The 18,769-nt window shown below is 71.0% G+C and carries 17 protein-coding genes; 8 read left to right on the top strand and 9 right to left on the bottom strand.

Going from position 1 to position 18,769, the window contains the following annotated elements:
* Positions 1 to 51 precede the first annotated feature (51 nt).
* From ACFY3V_RS09515 to ACFY3V_RS09505, 3 genes are read right to left on the bottom strand one after another with little or no spacing between them, the layout of a single operon-like run.
* Positions 52 to 1,581, bottom strand: coding sequence for a SagB family peptide dehydrogenase (locus ACFY3V_RS09515; RefSeq protein ID WP_350945194.1), 1,530 nt, complete (start codon positions 1,579 to 1,581; stop codon positions 52 to 54).
* 38 nt (positions 1,582 to 1,619) lie between these two features.
* Complete coding sequence (locus ACFY3V_RS09510; RefSeq protein ID WP_350945193.1) at positions 1,620 to 3,902, bottom strand: TOMM precursor leader peptide-binding protein; 2,283 nt, start codon at positions 3,900 to 3,902, stop codon at positions 1,620 to 1,622.
* On the bottom strand, positions 3,899 to 4,177 hold the full coding sequence (locus ACFY3V_RS09505) for a hypothetical protein (protein ID WP_350945192.1): 279 nt from the start codon (positions 4,175 to 4,177) through the stop codon (positions 3,899 to 3,901). Before ACFY3V_RS09505 ends, ACFY3V_RS09510 begins: the two co-directional genes overlap by 4 nt.
* 186 nt (positions 4,178 to 4,363) lie before the next feature.
* Between ACFY3V_RS09505 and ACFY3V_RS09500 the strand changes: the two genes are divergently transcribed.
* Together ACFY3V_RS09500 and ACFY3V_RS09495 are read left to right on the top strand one after the other, a co-directional pair.
* A complete protein-coding gene (locus ACFY3V_RS09500; protein ID WP_350945191.1) occupies positions 4,364 to 4,495 on the top strand; it encodes a hypothetical protein in 132 nt (43 codons plus the stop codon).
* Positions 4,496 to 4,597: 102 nt separating this feature from the next.
* Positions 4,598 to 5,473, top strand: a complete 876-nt coding sequence (locus ACFY3V_RS09495) for a LysR substrate-binding domain-containing protein (RefSeq protein ID WP_350945190.1) — start codon at positions 4,598 to 4,600, stop codon at positions 5,471 to 5,473.
* A 325-nt stretch (positions 5,474 to 5,798) separates the two neighbouring features.
* Here the strand turns inward: ACFY3V_RS09495 and ACFY3V_RS09490 are convergent, their stop codons facing one another.
* From ACFY3V_RS09490 to ACFY3V_RS09465, 6 genes are all read right to left on the bottom strand, one after another.
* The gene (locus ACFY3V_RS09490; protein WP_350945189.1) at positions 5,799 to 7,037 is read right to left on the bottom strand and encodes a GTP-binding protein; all 1,239 of its coding nucleotides are present in this window, start codon (positions 7,035 to 7,037) and stop codon (positions 5,799 to 5,801) included.
* Entirely contained in the window at positions 7,037 to 7,969 is a 933-nt protein-coding gene (cysD, locus tag ACFY3V_RS09485; protein ID WP_350945188.1) for a sulfate adenylyltransferase subunit CysD, read from the bottom strand. Before cysD ends, ACFY3V_RS09490 begins: the two co-directional genes overlap by 1 nt.
* Positions 7,966 to 10,065, bottom strand: a complete 2,100-nt coding sequence (locus tag ACFY3V_RS09480) for a M20/M25/M40 family metallo-hydrolase (RefSeq protein WP_389771745.1) — start codon at positions 10,063 to 10,065, stop codon at positions 7,966 to 7,968. Before ACFY3V_RS09480 ends, cysD begins: the two co-directional genes overlap by 4 nt.
* Before the next feature lie 182 nt (positions 10,066 to 10,247).
* The gene (locus ACFY3V_RS09475) at positions 10,248 to 11,018 is read right to left on the bottom strand and encodes an SDR family oxidoreductase (protein WP_350945186.1); all 771 of its coding nucleotides are present in this window, start codon (positions 11,016 to 11,018) and stop codon (positions 10,248 to 10,250) included.
* 24 nt (positions 11,019 to 11,042) lie between these two features.
* On the bottom strand, positions 11,043 to 11,963 hold the full coding sequence (locus ACFY3V_RS09470) for a sulfotransferase (protein WP_389771740.1): 921 nt from the start codon (positions 11,961 to 11,963) through the stop codon (positions 11,043 to 11,045).
* Positions 11,956 to 12,894, bottom strand: coding sequence for a family 3 encapsulin nanocompartment shell protein (locus ACFY3V_RS09465; protein WP_362901815.1), 939 nt, complete (start codon positions 12,892 to 12,894; stop codon positions 11,956 to 11,958). The genes ACFY3V_RS09470 and ACFY3V_RS09465 overlap by 8 nt, the downstream gene beginning before the upstream one ends.
* 303 nt (positions 12,895 to 13,197) lie before the next feature.
* On the opposite strand from ACFY3V_RS09465, the gene ACFY3V_RS09460 reads away from it, so the two are divergent.
* The 6 genes from ACFY3V_RS09460 to ACFY3V_RS09435 are packed head-to-tail and all read left to right on the top strand — an operon-like array spanning position 13,198 to position 18,762.
* Positions 13,198 to 13,380 carry a lysine biosynthesis protein LysW gene (locus ACFY3V_RS09460; RefSeq protein ID WP_350945183.1) on the top strand — a complete coding sequence of 61 codons (183 nt, stop codon included), beginning with the start codon at positions 13,198 to 13,200 and terminating at the stop codon, positions 13,378 to 13,380.
* 16 nt (positions 13,381 to 13,396) lie between these two features.
* Complete coding sequence (locus tag ACFY3V_RS09455) at positions 13,397 to 14,260, top strand: RimK family alpha-L-glutamate ligase (protein ID WP_350945182.1); 864 nt, start codon at positions 13,397 to 13,399, stop codon at positions 14,258 to 14,260.
* Positions 14,257 to 15,282, top strand: a complete 1,026-nt coding sequence (gene argC / locus ACFY3V_RS09450; RefSeq protein WP_389771735.1) for an N-acetyl-gamma-glutamyl-phosphate reductase — start codon at positions 14,257 to 14,259, stop codon at positions 15,280 to 15,282. The genes ACFY3V_RS09455 and argC overlap by 4 nt, the downstream gene beginning before the upstream one ends.
* A 20-nt stretch (positions 15,283 to 15,302) precedes the next feature.
* Positions 15,303 to 16,169 carry a transketolase gene (locus ACFY3V_RS09445; protein WP_389771732.1) on the top strand — a complete coding sequence of 289 codons (867 nt, stop codon included), beginning with the start codon at positions 15,303 to 15,305 and terminating at the stop codon, positions 16,167 to 16,169.
* Entirely contained in the window at positions 16,166 to 17,125 is a 960-nt protein-coding gene (locus tag ACFY3V_RS09440) for a transketolase C-terminal domain-containing protein (protein ID WP_362901810.1), read from the top strand. Before ACFY3V_RS09445 ends, ACFY3V_RS09440 begins: the two co-directional genes overlap by 4 nt.
* Positions 17,122 to 18,762 (top strand): AMP-binding protein, encoded by a 1,641-nt coding sequence (locus tag ACFY3V_RS09435; protein ID WP_362901808.1) that lies wholly within the window; start codon positions 17,122 to 17,124, stop codon positions 18,760 to 18,762. The genes ACFY3V_RS09440 and ACFY3V_RS09435 overlap by 4 nt, the downstream gene beginning before the upstream one ends.
* Positions 18,763 to 18,769: the final 7 nt, after the last annotated feature.

Below are 18,769 nucleotides of genomic sequence, written 5' to 3'. Positions count from 1 at the left end.
GTGCGTGCCCTCATCCCCTCCGCGAAACGACGGGAAAGGCGAACTATCGGATTACGAGAGTGCCGCCCTCGCCTGAACAACCCATTCGGCATCATTCGCCGCGTATCGCCCGGAAAGCCGACTCGGCTCGGGAACGAGACGGTGGCCGACGACGAACCCGCCGACACTCGACTCGACGCGCCAGTCGAGGCCGAAGACGCGTCCCGTCACCTCGATGTCGCCGCTGTCCAGCCTGCACGCCGCCAGCCCCATCGCCGTGCAGACCAGGGAGAGCGTCTGCGTCAGCGCCCCGACGTTCTTGAGGACCAGCGAGTAACTCAGCCCGTTGTACTTCCTCGACAGCCTGCGGAACCGCGCGGTGATGGTGATCAGTACGGGCGGCGTCGCGTCCAGGTTCGCCGCCACCTTGCCCGTCTCCAGCAACTCGTCCACGTCCGCCGGGTCGAACCCGATCGGCTCCAGCCGGTGCCGCAGCGGATCGTAGTGGTAGATGCCCCGGGGCACGTCGGCACACCTGTCCACCGTGGCGTAGAGCTCAAGCTCATAAGAGCTCCCGCTGCTCGGGTAGGGGCGATCGCTCGTCGCGGTCGTCGAGGACTCGTCGGGCGAGCCGACCAGCGAGCGGACCCGGGCCGTCCTGTACAGCAACTCCCCCAGCTCACCGGCCGTCAGCTGCCGCTCGCCGTAGTGCCGGGTGTGCCTGCTCGCCTCGACGACCGCGGTGAGCGGCGGATCCGCCGCGAGCAGCTCACCCCACTTCGGCCGGGGCAGCGCGACGGGAGCCGGCTCCGCGCCGACGGGGACCTCCGGAGGCCCCGGCTTCACGACGGGCTCGACGCTCCACTGATCCCCCATCGGGTACGTCGCCCCGAAGTCGTGATCGTGCCTGCCGAGGGTGGAACGGGTGTGGAACATGAGATCGACGGGAGTCCAGGCGACGAGGGCGGGGTCGACGTCCTCCTCGAACACCATCGGCTGGAAGGGGTCCTCCTCCACGGCCTGCACCACCATCCCCGCCGCCATCAGGTAGGCGACCACGGGCCAGGACTCCGGCCCGATCGCCGAGGGGGCGACCGGGCGGATCAGCGACCCGACACCGGCCATCGCGTCGGGCCGGTGCAGGATGACGCGGTGCAGCGAGAGCGGCGACTCGACGTGGTAGTTGTTGCCGTCGGTTCTGATCAGCGCGAACCTCGACAGGCGGATCGGGTGGAGCAGAGGGACCGCCGGCAGCCGGAACCGCGCCCGCTGGGTGAGCGGGATCACCGACAGCGTCGGCTGCTCGGGATCGAAGCCGAAGGAGCGCACCACCATGTGCTGGAGACCGTCGAGGATCGCCTCCAGCTCCCGCCGTTCGTCCTCCTCGCGGATGACGTTGTCGAGCAGGATGGGCCCCAGGCTCATCCGGCGCATCGCCTCCAGCACGGCGGGTCCGGGGGACGGCAGGATCACGTCCTCCCAGCGGCTGTGCACCACCACGCTTCCGCTGTGCGGCTCCGGTTCGATGTAGACGTCCTCCCGGAACGACCACTGGGGAAATATCTGGAGCGAACCGGCATCATTGCCTTGGCCGCCGACCATCCTGTTGACTCCTGATCCGTGTTGGGACGGGAAAATGGCTACATGAACAGGGGAATCGGGTTGAGATCCTCGTACGCCGTCGCCCTGTCAAGACGTCCGAGCCGGACGGGGACGTCGTACAACCGCCCGGGGCCGAACCTCGCCCAGAAATGCCGTAGACCGGGGACGACCACCTTGACGACCGGCATCCCGATGTCGGGACGCGTCTGGTCGAGGACGAGAACCTCCAGGCCCGCCCGCCCGGCCAGTGTGACGATGTGCTCGACGTCCTCCCGCAGGTCATCTCGGGGAATGTAGGCGTAGTCACTCAGCGCCCGCGGCCCCCGATCCCCGCCCGGACGCAGATAGGGCTGGTTCTCCGTCGTCGCCCTGAGCCACCAGTCCTGGATGTGATGATCTGTCTCACCGTATCCCGTCCCGTCGGCGCGTGCCCCGGCGACGGCAGGAAGCAGTTGCCCGAGTTCGGTCAGCGCGCGCCGCGCGGCGATCCGGGGGTCGAAGTGGGCACCGAACCCGAGCATGATGTCCTCGGCCGGCTTGTCGACGCGCCGCGAGATCGCCGCCATCACGGGGATGCCCAGATCCGAGGTGACGTCGAGGACCCAGAACTCCCTGCCGATGCCCTCGTAGCGCGAGCGCAGGTCGGCGATCCACGGGTCGCCGAACGAGTCGAGGTCCACGGCGGGCTGACGCGTGCGGTTGTACCACCAGATGGCCACCGCGTCGCGCTCGACCAGTTCGAGGAACCCCTGGACGATCGCGTCCTCCACGCTGGAGCCCGCGGCGTTCCCGTTGGAGGTCGCGCGCAGCGAAGGATGACCGCCCCTGGTGAAGTAGAGCAGGTCGGTGGGGAGCAGGCGCTGCCGCTTCTCGGTGAGCGACCACACCGGGGTCCAGTCGACGACCTCCTCGTCGTCGAACGGCTCGGGGATGTGCTGGAAAGCCGAACTCTCGGCGTTCCAGCGGTGCCGGTCCTCGAACTGGCGCCGGTGGAAGTGCTGGCACTCGTCGGGGCGCACGGCCCGCTCACCCAGGCCGCGGAGGCTGCCGCGCACCGTCGGCTCGTCCCCGTGCCGCGATCCGCAGTGTCTCTCCACCGCCTCGCAGAGCGCGCCCACCCTCGCCTCGAGGTCGGTGCTCCCCTTGCCCCCGCTCTGCCGGCGCAGGCCGGCCCTCATCGCGGAGAGACTGTCGTCGGTGAGGGCGAGGTTCGGCCCGGAAAGGTAGCAGTGCAGGAAGGAGGGGCTGCGCGGGTCGCGCTGGATCACGTCCGTGATCCCGGTGAGGGGGTCGGCCAGATGGCGGTAGCGTTCCCAGACCAGTTCGGTCTCCAGCGCGCGATGCCCGTTGCCGCCCACCGCCGCCTTACTCCTGGACGCGACGGCGACGGGCCTGCCGACGCGTTCCGCGACCAGCCCGGGGTCTCCGCAGGAAGAGCACTGCGGGCGCCTCTCCACGGGGTGCCGCACCCCCTGCAGTGAGAAGGTGTCCAGCGTCCACACCGTGTCCTGGTGCTCGTCGCGCGATCCGGCCAGCCACTTGACCGCCTCCAGCGCCGCGAACCGTGCCCCGAGGGCGCGGGTGAGGGGCAGCGACGCCTCGGGCGGCCTGACGGCCCCCGTCTCCGGCGTGCTCCGCAGCCGTGTCTCCCCGCGCCGGTGCGCACGCAACCGCGTGGTCAGGCAGGACAGGCAGGGTCCCTCCCTCGGGCGGAAGATCGGGCCGATCCACAGGTCGGCGCCGACCGGCTTGACGAGCAGCCAGGGCCGCCCGTCCGCCAGTCTCCGTTCGTTGAACCGTTCGAGCTCAGGGTCGAGATAGTCGTCGCAGAGCACGAGGAACAGGGTCGCGGACCCGTCACCGTCCTCCTCGACGGTGACGTCCATCGACCGCAGCGCCTCGGCCGTGGGCCTGGTGTCGACTCCCCCCAGGGAGACGAGGTGGGCGGACGACTCCGCCAGCCCCGACGCGGCCCGGTCCGCGTCCAGCCGCCCGAGGTCCCAGTACGCCTCGGCGGCGGCGTCGGCCCTCGGGGAGGGCTCCGGGCGGCGAGGCCCGACGAGATTCGCCTCCGCCAGCCGGCCGAGGAGCCGGCCGAGCTGCGCGGCCGGGATCCCGGGCGCCACCCGCCTGCGCACCTCGGCCAGGCTGTGATTACCGTCCAGTAGCGGCGCGAGCGTCTGAATCTGCTCACCGGACAGGGCGACCGTCCCCCGTGCCGAGGTGAGATAGACCGCCTCCCCCGGAACCGTCACCGCCCGCAGGTGGCGCTTGAATCCGATCAGCGGTGAGTTCGCCCCGTTCTCAGTGAAGTGGTTCATCCGCAGTAGGTCCAAGCGGCAACGACGGGAGCGGGGTGGTCGAGGTCCTCGATGACGAGGTCTTCCAGGAGCGCGCGCTCCACGATCCCCGTACGCGGCCCGGCCGTCTCCTCGCCGCCGAGGAGGACGCCGAACCCCGCGAACGCGGTGCCTCCGAGGTCACCGGCGTGCCCGCCGGCGTTCTCGGACCCGGTCCAGGTCCTCATGAGGAACTCGGTGAAGCTCAGGTCCTGCTCATTCACCCGGTCGGCCAGGGAAGCGTTCATGGTCGCCATCGCGGTCTCCTCGATCTGCGTGAGTTCGAATAAGGGAATTGTGCGCTCGACCTGGAGAGGGGAACAGTTTTCACGTCACCAAACGAACGTGAAAGTCTCACATCGCACTCGTGGCGCCGTGTGTAGGACTTCCCGCTCCCGCCGGTCTACGCTGACCGCATCCGGACCAGGAGACTGGAGGAGATCATGGAGCAGAAGCAAATCCGCCGGCCGCAGAAAAAGCTCATCCGGGTCCCCCGGCAGAAAAAGAAGCGCGCGGCCGACTCTCGCCACACCATCGACACCCGCACTCCCAGCGGGGTCTACCTGCCCTACTAGGGCACGGCCGCGCATATCCGGAAAACGAGCGACCTCTTGCCTCAAGAGCCATGCCAACCAAATGGCTTGACACTTTCCTACTAGGTTAGCTTAAGAGGAAAAATGTACCACGACCTGCAAATAAATCGGCTGAGAGCGCTGGTCACCGTAGTCGATGTCGGCGGTTTCCGAAGGGCCGCCGAGGCCCTGCACATAACGCAGCCCGCCATCAGCCAGCAAATTCGCCAGCTCAGCGGCCTCATCAAGGGCCCCATATTCACCTCGACCGGCAGGAAACTGATGCTCAGCCCGCAGGGCGAGGAGCTCCTCGGCTACGCCCGCCGTCTCGTCGCACTCAACGACGAGGCGGTGGGCCGTTTCATCCCCCCTCCGGGAAACCAGCGGCTGTCCATCGGGATCGTCAACCAGCTCGCGGAGGCGCTTCCCGAGATCCTGCGGCTGCTCACCAAGGGCATGCCGCACACCCAGGTCAGCGTCCAGACGGGATTGAGCGAATCCCTGGAGAGCCGGGTGAGCACCGGCCAGCTGGATCTCGCGCTGCTCCTGCAGACGAGACCGCACCGGAGCGGCGCCACCAGCCAGGAGCTCGGCCACATGCGGATGGACTGGTTCGGGCGCCCGGCCCACGGTGAGGGCGCCGCGCTCCCGCTCACGCTCTTCACCGAGCCGTGCACGCTGCGCGGCCGCATCGTGGAGGCGCTCGACGAGTCGGCCGTCCCGTGGCGTGTCGGCTACGAGGGCGCCGAACTCGTCGGACTGCGCGCGGCCGCCAAGGCCGGCCTGGGCGTGGCGTGCCTCGTCGCCAACGGCGACGAGCTCTGGGGCCTGCCCAAGGCTGCCAGGCTCACCCTTCCCTCCCCGCCCGGCCCCCTGCCGGTGACCATGGCCCTGTCCACCGCCGCCGCGTCCTCGGGGTACGTCCCGATCGCCCGCAAGGCCTTCCAGCAGTCACTGCGCGACTACCCCTTCGCCGGCTGAGGCGACCGAACCCCTGCCCCCACCGAACCGGCCGGGCCCGTCGGACCCGATGACACCACCGAACCGACCAGGCCGACCGAGCCCCTCGCACCCACCGGCACCACCGAGCGGCCCTGAACCGGCCGGCCCTGCCCCCGGTCGACCGAATCGGCTGTTCCCGTCCCTGGCCGACCGACCGGCCGGCCCCGTCCCCGAAGGTTCCCACCGGGTGACTCATCCTGAAGATGCCGGATGAATCACCCCGATGGCGCCGGGTGGCCCCACCCCGGCGGCGTCTCCTCGCTGACCTCCTCGTCTCCTCCACCCGGGGCGAGGACCTCACCGCTCAGGAAGCCTCGATGATCCCCGCCGCGCGGGTGGTCCCGTCCGCCGGGTCGATCAGCAGGCAGGAGCCCGTCGTACGGGAGTGCGCGTAGGGATCGACCGCGAGGGGCTCGGTGGTGCGCAGCACGACACTCGCGATCTCGTTCACGGCGAGGCTGTCCGCGCCCGGGGCGCAGGTGAGCTCCCCGAGCGCGGCGGAGGGCACGATGTCCTCGACGACCGCCTGGACCGTCCTGGTGGTGTGCTTGACCAGCACCCGTTCCCCGACGCGCAGGGCGCGCTCGTGCAGGTGGCAGGTGGTCACCCGAAGCTCCCAGGTGAGGGCGGGCGCCGCGTCCTCCGGCACGATGAGGGAACCCCTTGAGACGTCGATGTCGTCACGCAGGCGCACGGCGACCGACTGCGGCGCCCACGCCGTGTCGACCGGCTCGCCGAGCACGTCGATCGCCTCCACCGTGGACGTCTGCCCGCCGGGGAGCACCGTGACCCGCTCGCCGACCCGCAGGACGCCGTTGGAGATCTGGCCGGCGTAGGCACGGCGGCCGTTCGCCCGTATCACGTACTGGACGGGAAGCCGGGCGGGCGTCCCCGAGGGATCGGTGCCCACCCGCACGGTCTCCAGGAGCTCCATGATGGTGGGCCCGGTGTGCCAGTCCATGTTCGGCGAGGGGGTGACGATGTTGTCGCCGGTGAGCGCGGAGATCGGGATCGCGGTCACCTCGCCGATCCCGAGGCCGGAGGCGTACCGGGTGAACTCCTCGGCGATCGCCGCGAACACCTCCTCGTCCCAGCCGACGAGATCCATCTTGTTCACGGCCAGCACGACGTGGGGCACCCGCAGGAGCCCGGCGACGGCGGCGTGCCGCCTGGTCTGCGAGGCGACGCCGTTGCGGGCGTCGACGACGATGAGCACCAGCTCCGCGGTCGAGGCGCCGGTGACCATGTTGCGGGTGTACTGCACGTGTCCCGGCGTGTCGGCGAGGATGAAGCGCCTGCGCGCGGTGGCGAAGTAGCGGTACGCGACGTCGATGGTGATTCCCTGCTCGCGTTCGGCGCGCAGGCCGTCCGTGAGCAGGGCGAGGTCGGCGGTCTCCCGTCCCTGCTTGCGCGAGGCGCTCTCCACCGCCTCCAGCTGGTCGGCGAGGATCGACTTGGAGTCGTACAGCAGCCGGCCCACGAGGGTGGACTTCCCGTCGTCCACGGATCCGGCGGTGGCGAAGCGAAGCAGTGTGGTGGTCATCAGAAGTACCCCTCCCGTTTGCGGTCCTCCATGGCGGCCTCGCTCAGCTTGTCGTCGGCGCGGGTGGCCCCTCGCTCGGTCAGCCGTGAGGAGCGGATCTCCTCGATGACCTCCTCCAGGGTGGCGGCGCCGGAGTCGACGGCGCCCGTGCACGACATGTCGCCGACCGTGCGGTACCGCACGAGACGCCGCTCCAGGCGTTCGTCCCTCCTCGGGCCGCCCCACGCGCCGGGGGCGAGCCACATGCCCCGGCGTGAGAAGACCTCGCGCTCGTGCGCGAAGTAGATCGGCGGCAGCTCGATGCCCTCGGAGAGGATGTACTGCCACACGTCCAGCTCGGTCCAGTTCGACAGCGGGAAGACGCGGACGTGCTCGCCGGGCGAGTGGCGGCCGTTGTAGAGGTTCCACAGCTCGGGCCGCTGCCGTCGCGGGTCCCAGCCGCCGAAGTCGTCGCGCAGCGAGAACACCCGCTCCTTGGCGCGGGCCTTCTCCTCGTCCCGCCGCCCGCCGCCGAAGACCGCGTCGAAGCGGTTCTTCTCGATGGCTTCGAGCAGCGGCACCGTCTGCAGTGGGTTGCGTGAGCCGTCGGGCCGTTCGGCCAGCTCACCCCGGTCGATGTAGTCCTGGACCGAGGCGACCTTCAGCCGCAGCCCGTACTCGGCGACGACGCGGTCCCGGTAGGCGATGACCTCGGGGAAGTTGTGGCCGGTGTCGACGTGCAGCAGCGGGAACGGCACCGGCGCGGGGGCGAACGCCTTGCGCGCCAGGTGGAGCATGACGATGGAGTCCTTGCCCCCGGAGAAGAGGATGACCGGCCGGTCGAACTCCCCGGCCGTCTCCCTGAAGATGTGGGCGGCCTCCGACTCCAGCGCGGCCAGGTGGGACAGCTGGTAGGTGTGGCCGACGGTCTCGTCGACGGCGATCGTTGTCATCGTGATGTCCTCTCTCCTGCGGCGGCCGCGACGGTCACGAGGGCGGCGGCTTCGACGTCCTCGAAGGTGCCGGTTCCGTTCGCGGTCTCGGCGGCTTCGACGGGCCGGGCGCCGTTGACGCCCGCAGCGCCTCCCGGGCTTCCCGGGCTTCCCGGGCTTCCCGGGCCTCCCGCGGCTCCGGTGCTTCCCACGGTTCGGATGTCCGCGGTTCCTTCGGCGGCGGACGGCGTGGCCCGCGGGCGGCCCTCCGCCACCCAGTTCGCGACCGCCCTGGCCAGCACGGTCCTGGAGCGCCGGAACTCCTCGGCGTCGAGGTGCTCGTCCGGTGTGTGGTCGAGCGCGGCGTCCCCCGCGCCGTAGGCGACCATGGGCACTCCCCGCCAGGTGGTGGCGAGGGTGTTCATGTCACTGCTCCCCTTCTTCGCGAGGAACCTCGGGGCCACGCCCTCCTCCCTGAAGGCGCGCGAGAAGGCCTTCACGAGCGGGCTGGTACGGGAGGTGATCACTCCTGGCGTGGCGCGGAGCACCTGCACGGCGACCGGCCCCGCGACCCGGTGGACGAGGTCGACGAGGTGTTCCAGGTCCAGGGTCGGCGGGACCCGCACGTCGATGACGGCCTCGCCCACCTGGACGTCCCCGCCGTTCCTGGCGTGGATGCCGAGCACGGCCACCAGCGCCTGGGGGTCGGCCGCGCCGATCTCGTCGCGGAGCCGGCTCAGCACGTCCACCAGCCGGTCGGCGGCGGTGGTGACCCCCTGCCCCGCGGTGTGCCCGACGCTGTGGCCGACCCGCAGCCGCACCTTGCACAGGCCGTAGTAGCCGATGGTGAGGGCCTTCTCGCCGCTGGGCTCGCCCACGATCACCGCGTCCGCCGGGTAGTGGTCCCTGGCGTGGAAGGCCCCCGCCGAGGTGACCTCCTCCTCGACCGCGCCGATGACGCGCACCTGCGCCCAGCTCGGCACGTCCATCTCCGCGAGGGTCTCCAGGTAGGCGACGAGGCTCGCCTTGGCGTCGACGCAGCCCCTGCCGCTGATCGTGAGCCCGTCCCAGCGCACCGGCCACCGGTGCGGCACGGTGTCGAGGTGTCCGAGCATGAGCAGCCGCCGGTCGCCCGAGCCGCGGGTGGCCACGAGGTTGCCGGCCGCGTCGATCTCCGCGTGGACGCCGCGCTCGGCGCACCACTCCACCAGGTATTCGGCGAGCTCCCGCTCGTCGGCCGACACCGAGGAGATCTCCACGGTTCGCGACAGGAGCGACAGGTCGGGTGCGGGTGGCCGGACGCGCCAGAAGCGCGTCCCCGACGCGGGGGACAGGGTGTGCGGCCCGGTTATCGCGACGTCGGCGCTCCCGTCGAGGGCGATCTCCGCCGCGCGCACCTTCTGCCGCATCCTGCCGCGCGCGAACCGTTCCCCCTCGCCGCGTACCACGTCGACGAGGCGGCTCGCCCGGTCCTCGGGATCGCCGAGCAGGCCGGGTGTGCCGGTGACGAGGCGCAGGTGGTCGGCGTCGAGGGCGTTGGCCAGCTCGGCGGCGAGGACGTCGGCGTCGACGTTGAGCGCGGAACCGCCCGCGCCGTCGGCGACGGGCGGCGAGAGGCACACCACGTCGAACGCGTCGAGCAGCGCCTGGACGCGGTCCACGGCCACGTCGGTCACGGTGCCGGCCCGGTGGTCGCGGACCACCGTCGTCCTGCCGTCCACCACGGCCCGCAGCGGCCGGTTGGCCAGGGCGCTCACCAGTGCCCCGTCCCGCGCGACCGAGGTGAAGACGGTGAGTCCGCGCGCGGTGAGCGCGTCGCGCACGCGCGGCAGCGTCACCCGCTCGTACGCGTCCACGATGTGCGGCATCTCCTCGGGAGGGCAGTAGCGCACCGCGCTGTCGCCTCGCAGGCTCAGCGTCCTGACGGGACGGCCGATGTCGGCGTAGTGCCGCGCGATGCCGGCCGCGCCGCCCGCGACGAGGAGCACGCGGGCGCCACGGCGGCGCAGCAGGGCCACCTCGTCGAAGAGCGCGTCGTGGCCGAGACTCGCGCTCCCTATCTTGACTACGTAGAGTGCCGCCTTGCGCGTGCTGGCGACGTGTCCGAGTACGGACATCTTTCGCTCCTCCTCAGCTTTCCGGCCCTTCAGCCGATGTCTTCGACCGGTGCTTCCGTCCGATGCCTTCGGCCGACTCTTCGGTCGGCGCCTCCGGCCGACGTCTTCCGTCGACGTGTCCTGTCGGCGTCTTCCATCGGCGTGTCCTGTCGGCGTGCTCCGTCGGCGTTCGGCCGGCGCCTTCAGCCGATGCCGCGGGTGTTGCCTCCGTCGGCCACGAAAACCGTGCCCGTGACGTACGAGGCCTGGTCGCTGGCGAGCATGGCGGCCAGCGCGCCGAAATCCGCCACGTTCCCGATCCTGCCGAGGGGGATCCGCTCGGCGACGCGGGCGATCTCCGTCTCCACGTCCGCGCCGAACTGCTCGTCGAGGATGGGGGTGCGGTGGAAACCCGGGGCGAGGATGTTGACCGTGACCCCGTTCGCGCCGAGCGCGTGCACCAGGCCCTTCATGTAGCCGAGCAGGCCCAGCCGGGCCACCGACGACAACCCGCTCTCGGGGTGGGGCTGGCGCACGGACTCGGAGGCGATCATCAGCATACGCCCCCAGCCGCCCTCCTTGACGAAGGGCAGCGCCGCGAGGGTGATGCTCACGTGCGGCAGGAGGTTCCCGTCGATCGCCGCGCGGTAGTCGGCGACCTGGAAGCTGTCGACGGGGCCGAACGGGACCCCGCCGGTGTTGGTCACCACGACGTCGAGACCGCCGAACGTGTCCGCGGTCCGCCGCACCCATTCGGCGGCGGCCCGCTCGTCGCACAGGTCCACCGGGGTGCTGAGCACCTCGCCCGTTCCCATCGCGTTGACCTCGACGTGGGCGAGGGCGAGCCTCGCGGGGTCACGACCGCAGATCGAGACGTTCGCTCCCTCCGCCGCGAGGGCCTTGGCGACGGCCAGCCCGAGCCCGCTGCTCGAAGCCGCCACCAGTGCCACGCGCCCTTTAAGCCGAAGGTCCATGAGATGGCTCCCTAATTCTCGTGCCTACCTGGTCGGCAGGATCGGGTACCCGTAGCGGGTGAGCAGCGGCAAGGCGGGCGCGGTCGCGGCGGCGATCTCCCGCGCGGACAGCCTGGTGCGCCAGCGCTCGTCGGAACGGATCACCGTGTCGCCCTTGGACAGCCGGTCGGGGTTGCCGGTCACCGTGTGGTTCTCCCCGAGCGAGACCAGGCCGGTCTCGTCGACCGGCGGCTCTCCCGCCAGCCCGGCGAAGCGCATGACCCGCGCCAGGACCTCTCGCGGCCGGGCGCAGAGGGCCTCGTGCACGACCCTCAGGTAGCGGTCGGGGGCGACCGCTCCGACGAGTTCGGAGGCGGTGTTGAACGCGCTCCAGTACCCGCTGCTGCGGGCGGGGCTCATCGGGTCGATGTAGTCCTTGGCGTTCTTGTAGGAGAAGGCCGTCGCGCGGGGGTCTCGCACCATGTGCAGCACCCGGACGTCCAGGTCCGCGCGTCCCAGCAGCGCGGCGGCCTCGGCGGGATACTTCGAGCCGTCCACGATCAGGCGCTCGCCGCCTCGCTCCGCCAGCGTCCGGTAGATGGAGGCGGTGCGTCCGAGCGCCTCCTCGACCCCGGGCGCCGTCCTCGCCTTCCCCCTCGCCTCAGCGAGGCGGTCGCGGGTGTGGCGGGTACGCAGCAGGGAGCGCTGCAGGATCGTCATCCGGCGCGCGGCGCCGATCCCCGCCACATCGCCGTCCCCGAGGACCGGGGACCAGACGTCGCACGCGGTGAGGTCCCTGCCGCAGCCGCAGGTGGAGTTCGTCCCGGCGTTCAGCACGCCGTTCTGCCACAGGTAGTGCAGCTCGCCGGCGTGCAGGACGCCGGGAAGCTCGCCGAGGACGTTGCCGAGCAGGGTGCTGCCGCTGCGCATCCACCCGGTGATGTACAGGATCCGCGGGTCACCCACGGCGACCACCCCACGAGAGCGTGATCAGGTGCTGCGGCAGGTGCACGGCGAGGCCGACGCGGCTGCTCGCCTCGACGAGGTCGGCGCCGTCGCTCCCGGCGCCGCGTCGCAGCGTGATGGAGGAGACGCCCGGCAGCAGCAGGGTGAACGCGGCGCGGAAGTCTCCCATGAGCAGGGTGTCCTTCGGGATCATGCGTGTCCTCGACACGGTGATCCCGGCGACGGCGAGGCGGGCGAGCATGCCCGTCCGCACCATCTCCCAGTAGACGGCGGGGTGGGCGACGATGCCGTCGCACGAGCCCCCGGTCTCCTCCACCTCGGCGGCGGTCTGGGTGACCGCCTCCTCAAGGGCGAGGTCGGTCTCACGGTGGCGGGTGCCCGGCAGCCGGAGCAGCCCGGTGATCGCGCCGTCGCCGGTGCCGTGCAGCAACGCCTCGTTCTCCGCCACCGACAGCCGGACGAGCACGCGGTAGTCGACGTACGGGGCGAGCAGGGCGGGCTTGTCGAGGATTCCCTCGGGGAGCGGAACGGAGACGGTGAGGTCGGTGAGCCGCGCCTCCTCCAGCCTCGGCGCGAAGGCCGCCTCGGGGGTGGCGGCGTAGGAGACGCCCGACTCGCTCACCGCTCCCCGAGGGGGCTCGTAGACGTAGGGCGCCGGGTCGCCGGCCACGGGCGCGGTCTTCAGCAGGTGGCGTACCGGATAGCGGGGACGGGAGGCGAAGAGCGGGAACGACGCGGGCAGGTGCGTGCCGAAGGACACCACCAGGTCCTCGCGCTCGTCGGTGTCGGCACGGTCGCGGGCCACGCCCACGGCCGCCGCGAACTCCTCGCCGGGGGTGCGCGCCACGGTTCCGAGGTCGAATTCAAGATCGGATGGAGCCGGGTGGGCACCGTTGCCGTTGACGGCAGGACTCTCTGCGATTCCTCGCATTACCCCTCCTTCTGGAGCTGTTCCGGAGACGCCCTGCGTCGGTGCTCCGGACGTTCGCCTGGTGTGCCGGCGATGAGGAAAAAGCCGGAAATAATCATCACTAGCGAGCTTAATCATCCGACATGGACATTTTCGGCCCCTAGCCAAGAAGCGATGCTTATGAGGTAATAGCCCGATAGTTATGAGATCGTCCTATAAGCGAGCACATTCATTCCGAACAAAAGCGCTTATTAGATGTTTTATGCGGAATCGGGTTACGGTTTATGCGAGAAATAACTCACATCAACCGACAGGGATGAGCCCATGCAGAAAGTTCTGAACGGTCCGGAGTGCCCCGAGTGCTCGGCCGAGGTGCCGATCGACGGGGACGCCCGGGTGAGCGAGATCGTCGAGTGCCTGGACTGCCGGAGCGAGCTGGAGATCGCCTCCGTCCAGCCGCCGACGCTCATGCTCGCACCGGACGTCGAAGAAGACTGGGGCGAGTGACACAGGGAGCTGTGCCGTGGATTCCGTAGCACCCCACCTCGCCGTCCTCGCCTCGCGAGTGCGGTTCGAGGAGAAGAACATCATGGCCGCGCTCGAACGGCGCGGCGCCAGGTTCGAACATCTGGATCCCAGGTCGCTGTTCGTCGCGAACGGCTCCCCCTGGAGCGGACCGAACCTCGTCCTCAACCGCGAGGTCGGGCACTTCCGCGCCCTGTACGCGGCGAGCGCCCTGGAGTCGGCGGGGGTGACGGTGCTCAACAGCGCCGCCGCCACGCATCTCAGCGGCGACAAGTGGCACACGTCGGCGGCCCTGCTGAAAAGCGGGCTGCCGACGCCCAGGACCGCGCTGGCGATGACGTCGGAGGCGGCGCTGGAGGCCCTGGACACGATCGGCTACCCGGCCGTGATCAAGCCACTCGTCGGCTCCTGGGGCCGGCTGGTGACCAGGGTCACCGACCGCGCCGTGGCGACGGCCGTGCTCGAACACGTCGCCGCACTGCCCTCGCCGCAGTCGCACGTGATCTACCTGCAGGAACAGGTGCCCAAGGCCGACCGCGACATCCGCGTGCTCGTCGTGGGCGGCGAGGCGCTCGGCGCGACCTACCGCAAGGGAGAGGAGTGGCGTACCAACGTGGCGAGGGGCGCGGTGAGCGAGTACTGCCCGCTCGGCCCCGACCACGTCAAGCTCGCGGTCGCCGCCGCGGAGGCGGTCGGCGCCGACATCGCGGGCGTCGACCTCATCGAGGACATGGACGGGCACCTCACCGTGCTCGAAGTCAACGACCGGGTGGAGTTCCGGGGCTTCCAGCAGGCCCACGGCTCCAGGGTCGACGTGGCGGACGCCATCGCGGCCCATCTCATCGCGAGGGGGGAGACATGACACGCGTCGCGGTCGTCGGGGCCGCCGGCTACATCGGCGGCGAGCTCCTGCGCATCCTGACCACCCATCCGAAGGTCGAGCTGGCCGCCGCCACCTCGCGGCGCCTGCAAGGCCGCCAGATCGACGGCGTCCACCCGAACCTGAGGGGAAGGACCCGGCTCACCTTCTGCCCCGAGGACCGGCTCGACCACTACGACGTGCTGTTCCTCGCCACCCCGCATCGGGAGACGATGCGCCGGATGCCGGAGTTCCTCGACATGGCCGACACGGTCATCGACCTGTCCGGCGACTTCCGGCTGCGGTCCACCGACACCTACGAGAGCTACTACGGGCTCCCGCACGAGGCCACCGACCTGCTCGGCACCTTCGTACCCGGCATACCGGAGTTCCACCGGGACCGCCTGCGGACGGCCGACCGGATCAGCGTGCCCGGCTGCATGGCGAACGCCGGGATCCTCGCGCTCACTCCGCTGGCCGAGGCCGGGCTGATCAGGGACGAGATAACGGTCGACGCCAGGACCGGTTCCAGCGGTGCCGGCGCGACCGCGGGCTCGGAGAACCTGCACGCCGAACGCAGTGGCGCGCTCAGGGTCTTCGCCCCGACGCGACACCGGCACGAGGCGGAGATCTCCCAGGCGACCGGGCTCCCGGTCCGGATGACCGCGACCGGGGTGGAGGCCGTACGAGGAGTGCAGCTGGTCTGCAGGGCACGCCTCGCCGACGGCGTCACCGAGCGCGACATCCGCTCCGCCTACCGGGGACGCTACGGCGACGAGCCGTTCGTCCGGGTGGTCGCCCAGCGGCGTGGCCTGCACCGGTTCCCCGACGCGAAGATCCTGTCCGGTTCCAACTTCTGCGACGTCGGCTTCGCCCTGGACCCGGGGGCGTCCGACGTGACGGTGATCGCGGCCCTGGACAACCTGGTCAAGGGCGGTTCCGGGAACGCGGTGCAGTGCATGAACATCCGGCTCGGCCTGCCCGAGCCCTTCGGGCTCGACTTCACCGGCCTGCATCCGAACTGACCGAGGCGAAAGGAGTAGACATGAGCGGCATCTCCACCCTGCCGGGTGCGATCCGAGCCGGGCAGAAGGCCGATCCGGCCGCGATGACCGGCCGGATCAGGGAACACATCGTGAACATGTGCGCGAGTCCCGAGGGCGGGCACCTGGGGGGTTCCATGTCCCTCGTCGAGGTCCTCGCCACCCTGTACTTCCGGATCATGCGAATCGACCCCCGGGATCCGGGCTCGCCCGACCGCGACATGCTGCTGCTGAGCAAGGGGCACGCGGGCATCGCTTTGTACGCGACCCTCTGCGAGGCCGGCTTCTTCCCCTCAGAGCGGCTCACCGACTACGCGCGGCCGGGCAGCGCCTTCATGGCCCACCCCCACGCCGAGGTCCCCGGTGTGGAGATGCCGTCCGGCTCCCTCGGTCACGGCCTCGCGCTGGGGGTCGGGGTGGCGCTCGCGGCCAGGCTCGACGGCTCCGACCGCCGGTGCTTCGTGGTCATGGGCGACGGCGAGCTCCAGGAGGGCTCGGTCTGGGAGGCGGCGAGCGTGGCCGCGAGCCACGGGCTGGAGAACCTCACCGCCGTGGTCGACCGCAACCGCCTCCAGATCACCGGCGCGACGGATTTCGTCAACAACCTGGAACCCCTCGCCGACCGGTGGCGGGCCTTCGGCTGGCACGTCAGGGAGGCGGACGGCCACGACGTCGCCGCGCTGACCGAGGCGCTCACCGCGCCGCCCGAGCCGGGACGTCCCACCCTGGTCATCGCCCACACCGTCAAAGGCAAGGGCCTGCCCTTCATCGAGGGCCAGGCACGCAGCCACTACGCCAAGCTGGGCGACCGCCAGCACCGCCGCGCGCTCTCCGCCCTGCGTGCCACCCCGGAAGGAGAACGGCGATGACCGCCACCACCCTCAAGACGCGCTCGTCCCGCGAGGTCTACCGCGACGTGCTCGTGGAACTCATGCCGGACGACGAGCGGCTGGTCTGCCTGGACAGCGACACCGGCCTGTTCGGCGGGGTCGACTTCGGCGAGGCGGCCGACAGGTACCTCAACCTGGGCATCGCCGAGCACACCCTCATGGGCGCCGCCGCCGGGCTCGCCAAGGAGGGGCGGGTGCCCGTCGTGAACACGATGGCGGCGTTCGCCTCCACCCGGGCGCTGGAGGCCGTCAAAGTCGACATCGCGCTCAACAACCTGCCCGTCCGCATCGCCGCGACCCACTCCGGAGTGTCGGGCGGCCATCTCGGCCCCACCCACCACTCGCTGGAGGACCTGGCCGTGATGCGGAACCTGCCGAACATGACCGTCGTCGTCCCCGCGGACGAGGCCACCACGGACGAGCTGTTCCGCCAGGCCCTCGCCCTGCCGGGTCCCGTCTACTTCCGGCTGGGCCGCAACGCCACCCCCGACCTCCCGGAAGGGCCGCCCGTGCGAATCGGGCAGGCCCAGATCCTGCGGGAGGGCGGCGACGTCACGCTCGCCGCCTGCGGCCCGTACCCGGTGCTCGCCGCCCTCGACGCCGCGGACCTGCTGGAGCGGGACGGCATCGCGGCGTCGGTGATCCACGTACACACGGTCAAGCCGCTGGACACGGCGACGCTCGCCGCCGCGGCGGGCGCGACCGGCGTCGTGGTCACGGTCGAGGAGCACTGGCGCGCCGGCGGCTTCGGCGCCGCGGTCGCCGAGAACCTCTCGGAGATCCTGCCGGTCAGGGTGTGCCGGGTGGCGATGCCCGACGCGTTCGTCCCGGTCGCCGGGAGCCAGAAGTACCTCCTGGAGCGGGGCGGCATCACGCCCCAGGCCGTGGCCGCGCGGGCCAGGACCGCCCTGGGCAGAACGAGGAGGAGCCGATGAAGGAGGACTTCCGGCGCTCGGGCCAGTGGCGCGACGAGACCGTCCTCGACGACCTACGGCGTTCCGTCGCGAACCACCCGGACAAGCCTGCGCTCGTCTGCTACCGGGACGGCGCCGCGGAGACGGTGACCTACGCCGAGCTCGCCCGGCGCGTCGACCGCCTCGCGGCGAGCCTGGTGCGGCTGGGCGTGGGACGCGGTGACGTGGTGACCCTGCAGCTGCCCAACTCCTGGCAGCTCGTCGCGTCGATCCTCGCGTGCGCGCGGATCGGCGCCGTGGCGGGGCCGGTCGTCCCCATCATGCGCAGGCGCGAGGTCGAGTTCATGACCCGGCTCACCGAGAGCCCGGTCTACATCGCGGCGACGGAGTTCCGCGGCTTCTCGTACGCGGACATGAGCGCCGAGGTCGCCCGCGCCGTCCCGAGCCTGCGCCACCGGGTGCTGCTCGGCGGCGGTGCCGGCAGCGGCGAGGGCGACGGCGGTAGGGGCGGGGCGCTGGACTTCGACCGCGACCTCCTCGGCCCCGAGCCCACCGCCGAGGAGATCGAGGCCCTCGACGCCCTCGAAGCCGGCCCGGACGACCCCGCCCAGGTCGTGTTCACCTCGGGCACGACCGGTGAGCCGAAAGGCGTCGTGCACAGCCACAACACCCTGTACTCGATGAACAGGGCACAGGCCGACGTGCTTCACCTCACCGGCGACGAGGTGACGGCGATGGGGTCCCCCACGACCCACCAGGCCGGTTACACCTGGAACTTCCTCATGCCGCTCATCCTCGGCGCGACGGCCGTGCAGGTGGACGCGTGGGACCCGGCCGTGATGCTGCGGATCCTGGAGGAGCGGAGGGTCACGTTCTTCATGGGCGCGCCCACGTTCCTCTCCGACCTCATCGAGGCGCAGCGCACCGGTCCGAGGGACCTGTCGGCGCTGCTCACGTTCGCCACCGGCAGCGCGCCGATCGCGCCGCTCCTGGTGGAGGACGCGCGGGAGGTCCTCGGCTGCCGGGTGTACGCCCTGTGGGGCATGAGCGAGAACGGCTGCGTGACGATCACCCGTCCCGAGGACCCGCCGATGCGCGCGGCCGAGAGCGACGGCACCCCCGTACCGGGGATGGAGGTCCGGATCGTCGGCCGAGGGGGCGAGCCGGTGGCCGCGGGACAGCCCGGCCTGCTCCAGGTCCGCGGCGCCGCCCAGTGCCTCGGCTACTTCCGCCGCCCCGAGGTGTACGCCGAGTCGCTCACCGAGGACGGCTGGTTCGACACCGGGGATCTGGCCCGCGAGGACGGCTACGGAGGCATCCGGATCACCGGCCGGGTCAAGGACGTCATCATGCGCGGCGCGGAGAACATCCCCGTCGTGGAGGTGGAGGCGGCCCTGCTGCGGCACCCCTCCGTCAAGGACGTCGCGGTCGTCGGCTACCCGGACCGGCGGCTGGGCGAGCGCGCCTGCGCGATCCTCGTCACGGCGGACTCCTCGGCGGCCTCCCCGCTCACCCTCGACGACATGCGCGGCCACCTCTCCGGCCTCGGCATGGCCAAGCAGTACTGGCCCGAGCGGCTGGAGATCGTGCCGTCGCTGCCGAGAACCCCCTCCGGGAAGATCCAGAAATTCGCCTTGCGCGACCGGCTCCGGGCTTAGGACACCA

The organism is Streptosporangium sp. NPDC000095, assembly GCF_042899335.1.
Lineage (GTDB): Bacteria > Actinomycetota > Actinomycetes > Streptosporangiales > Streptosporangiaceae > Streptosporangium.
The sequence above is the reverse complement of the archived record's forward strand: the minus strand, read 5'-3'. Positions and strand labels throughout refer to the sequence as shown.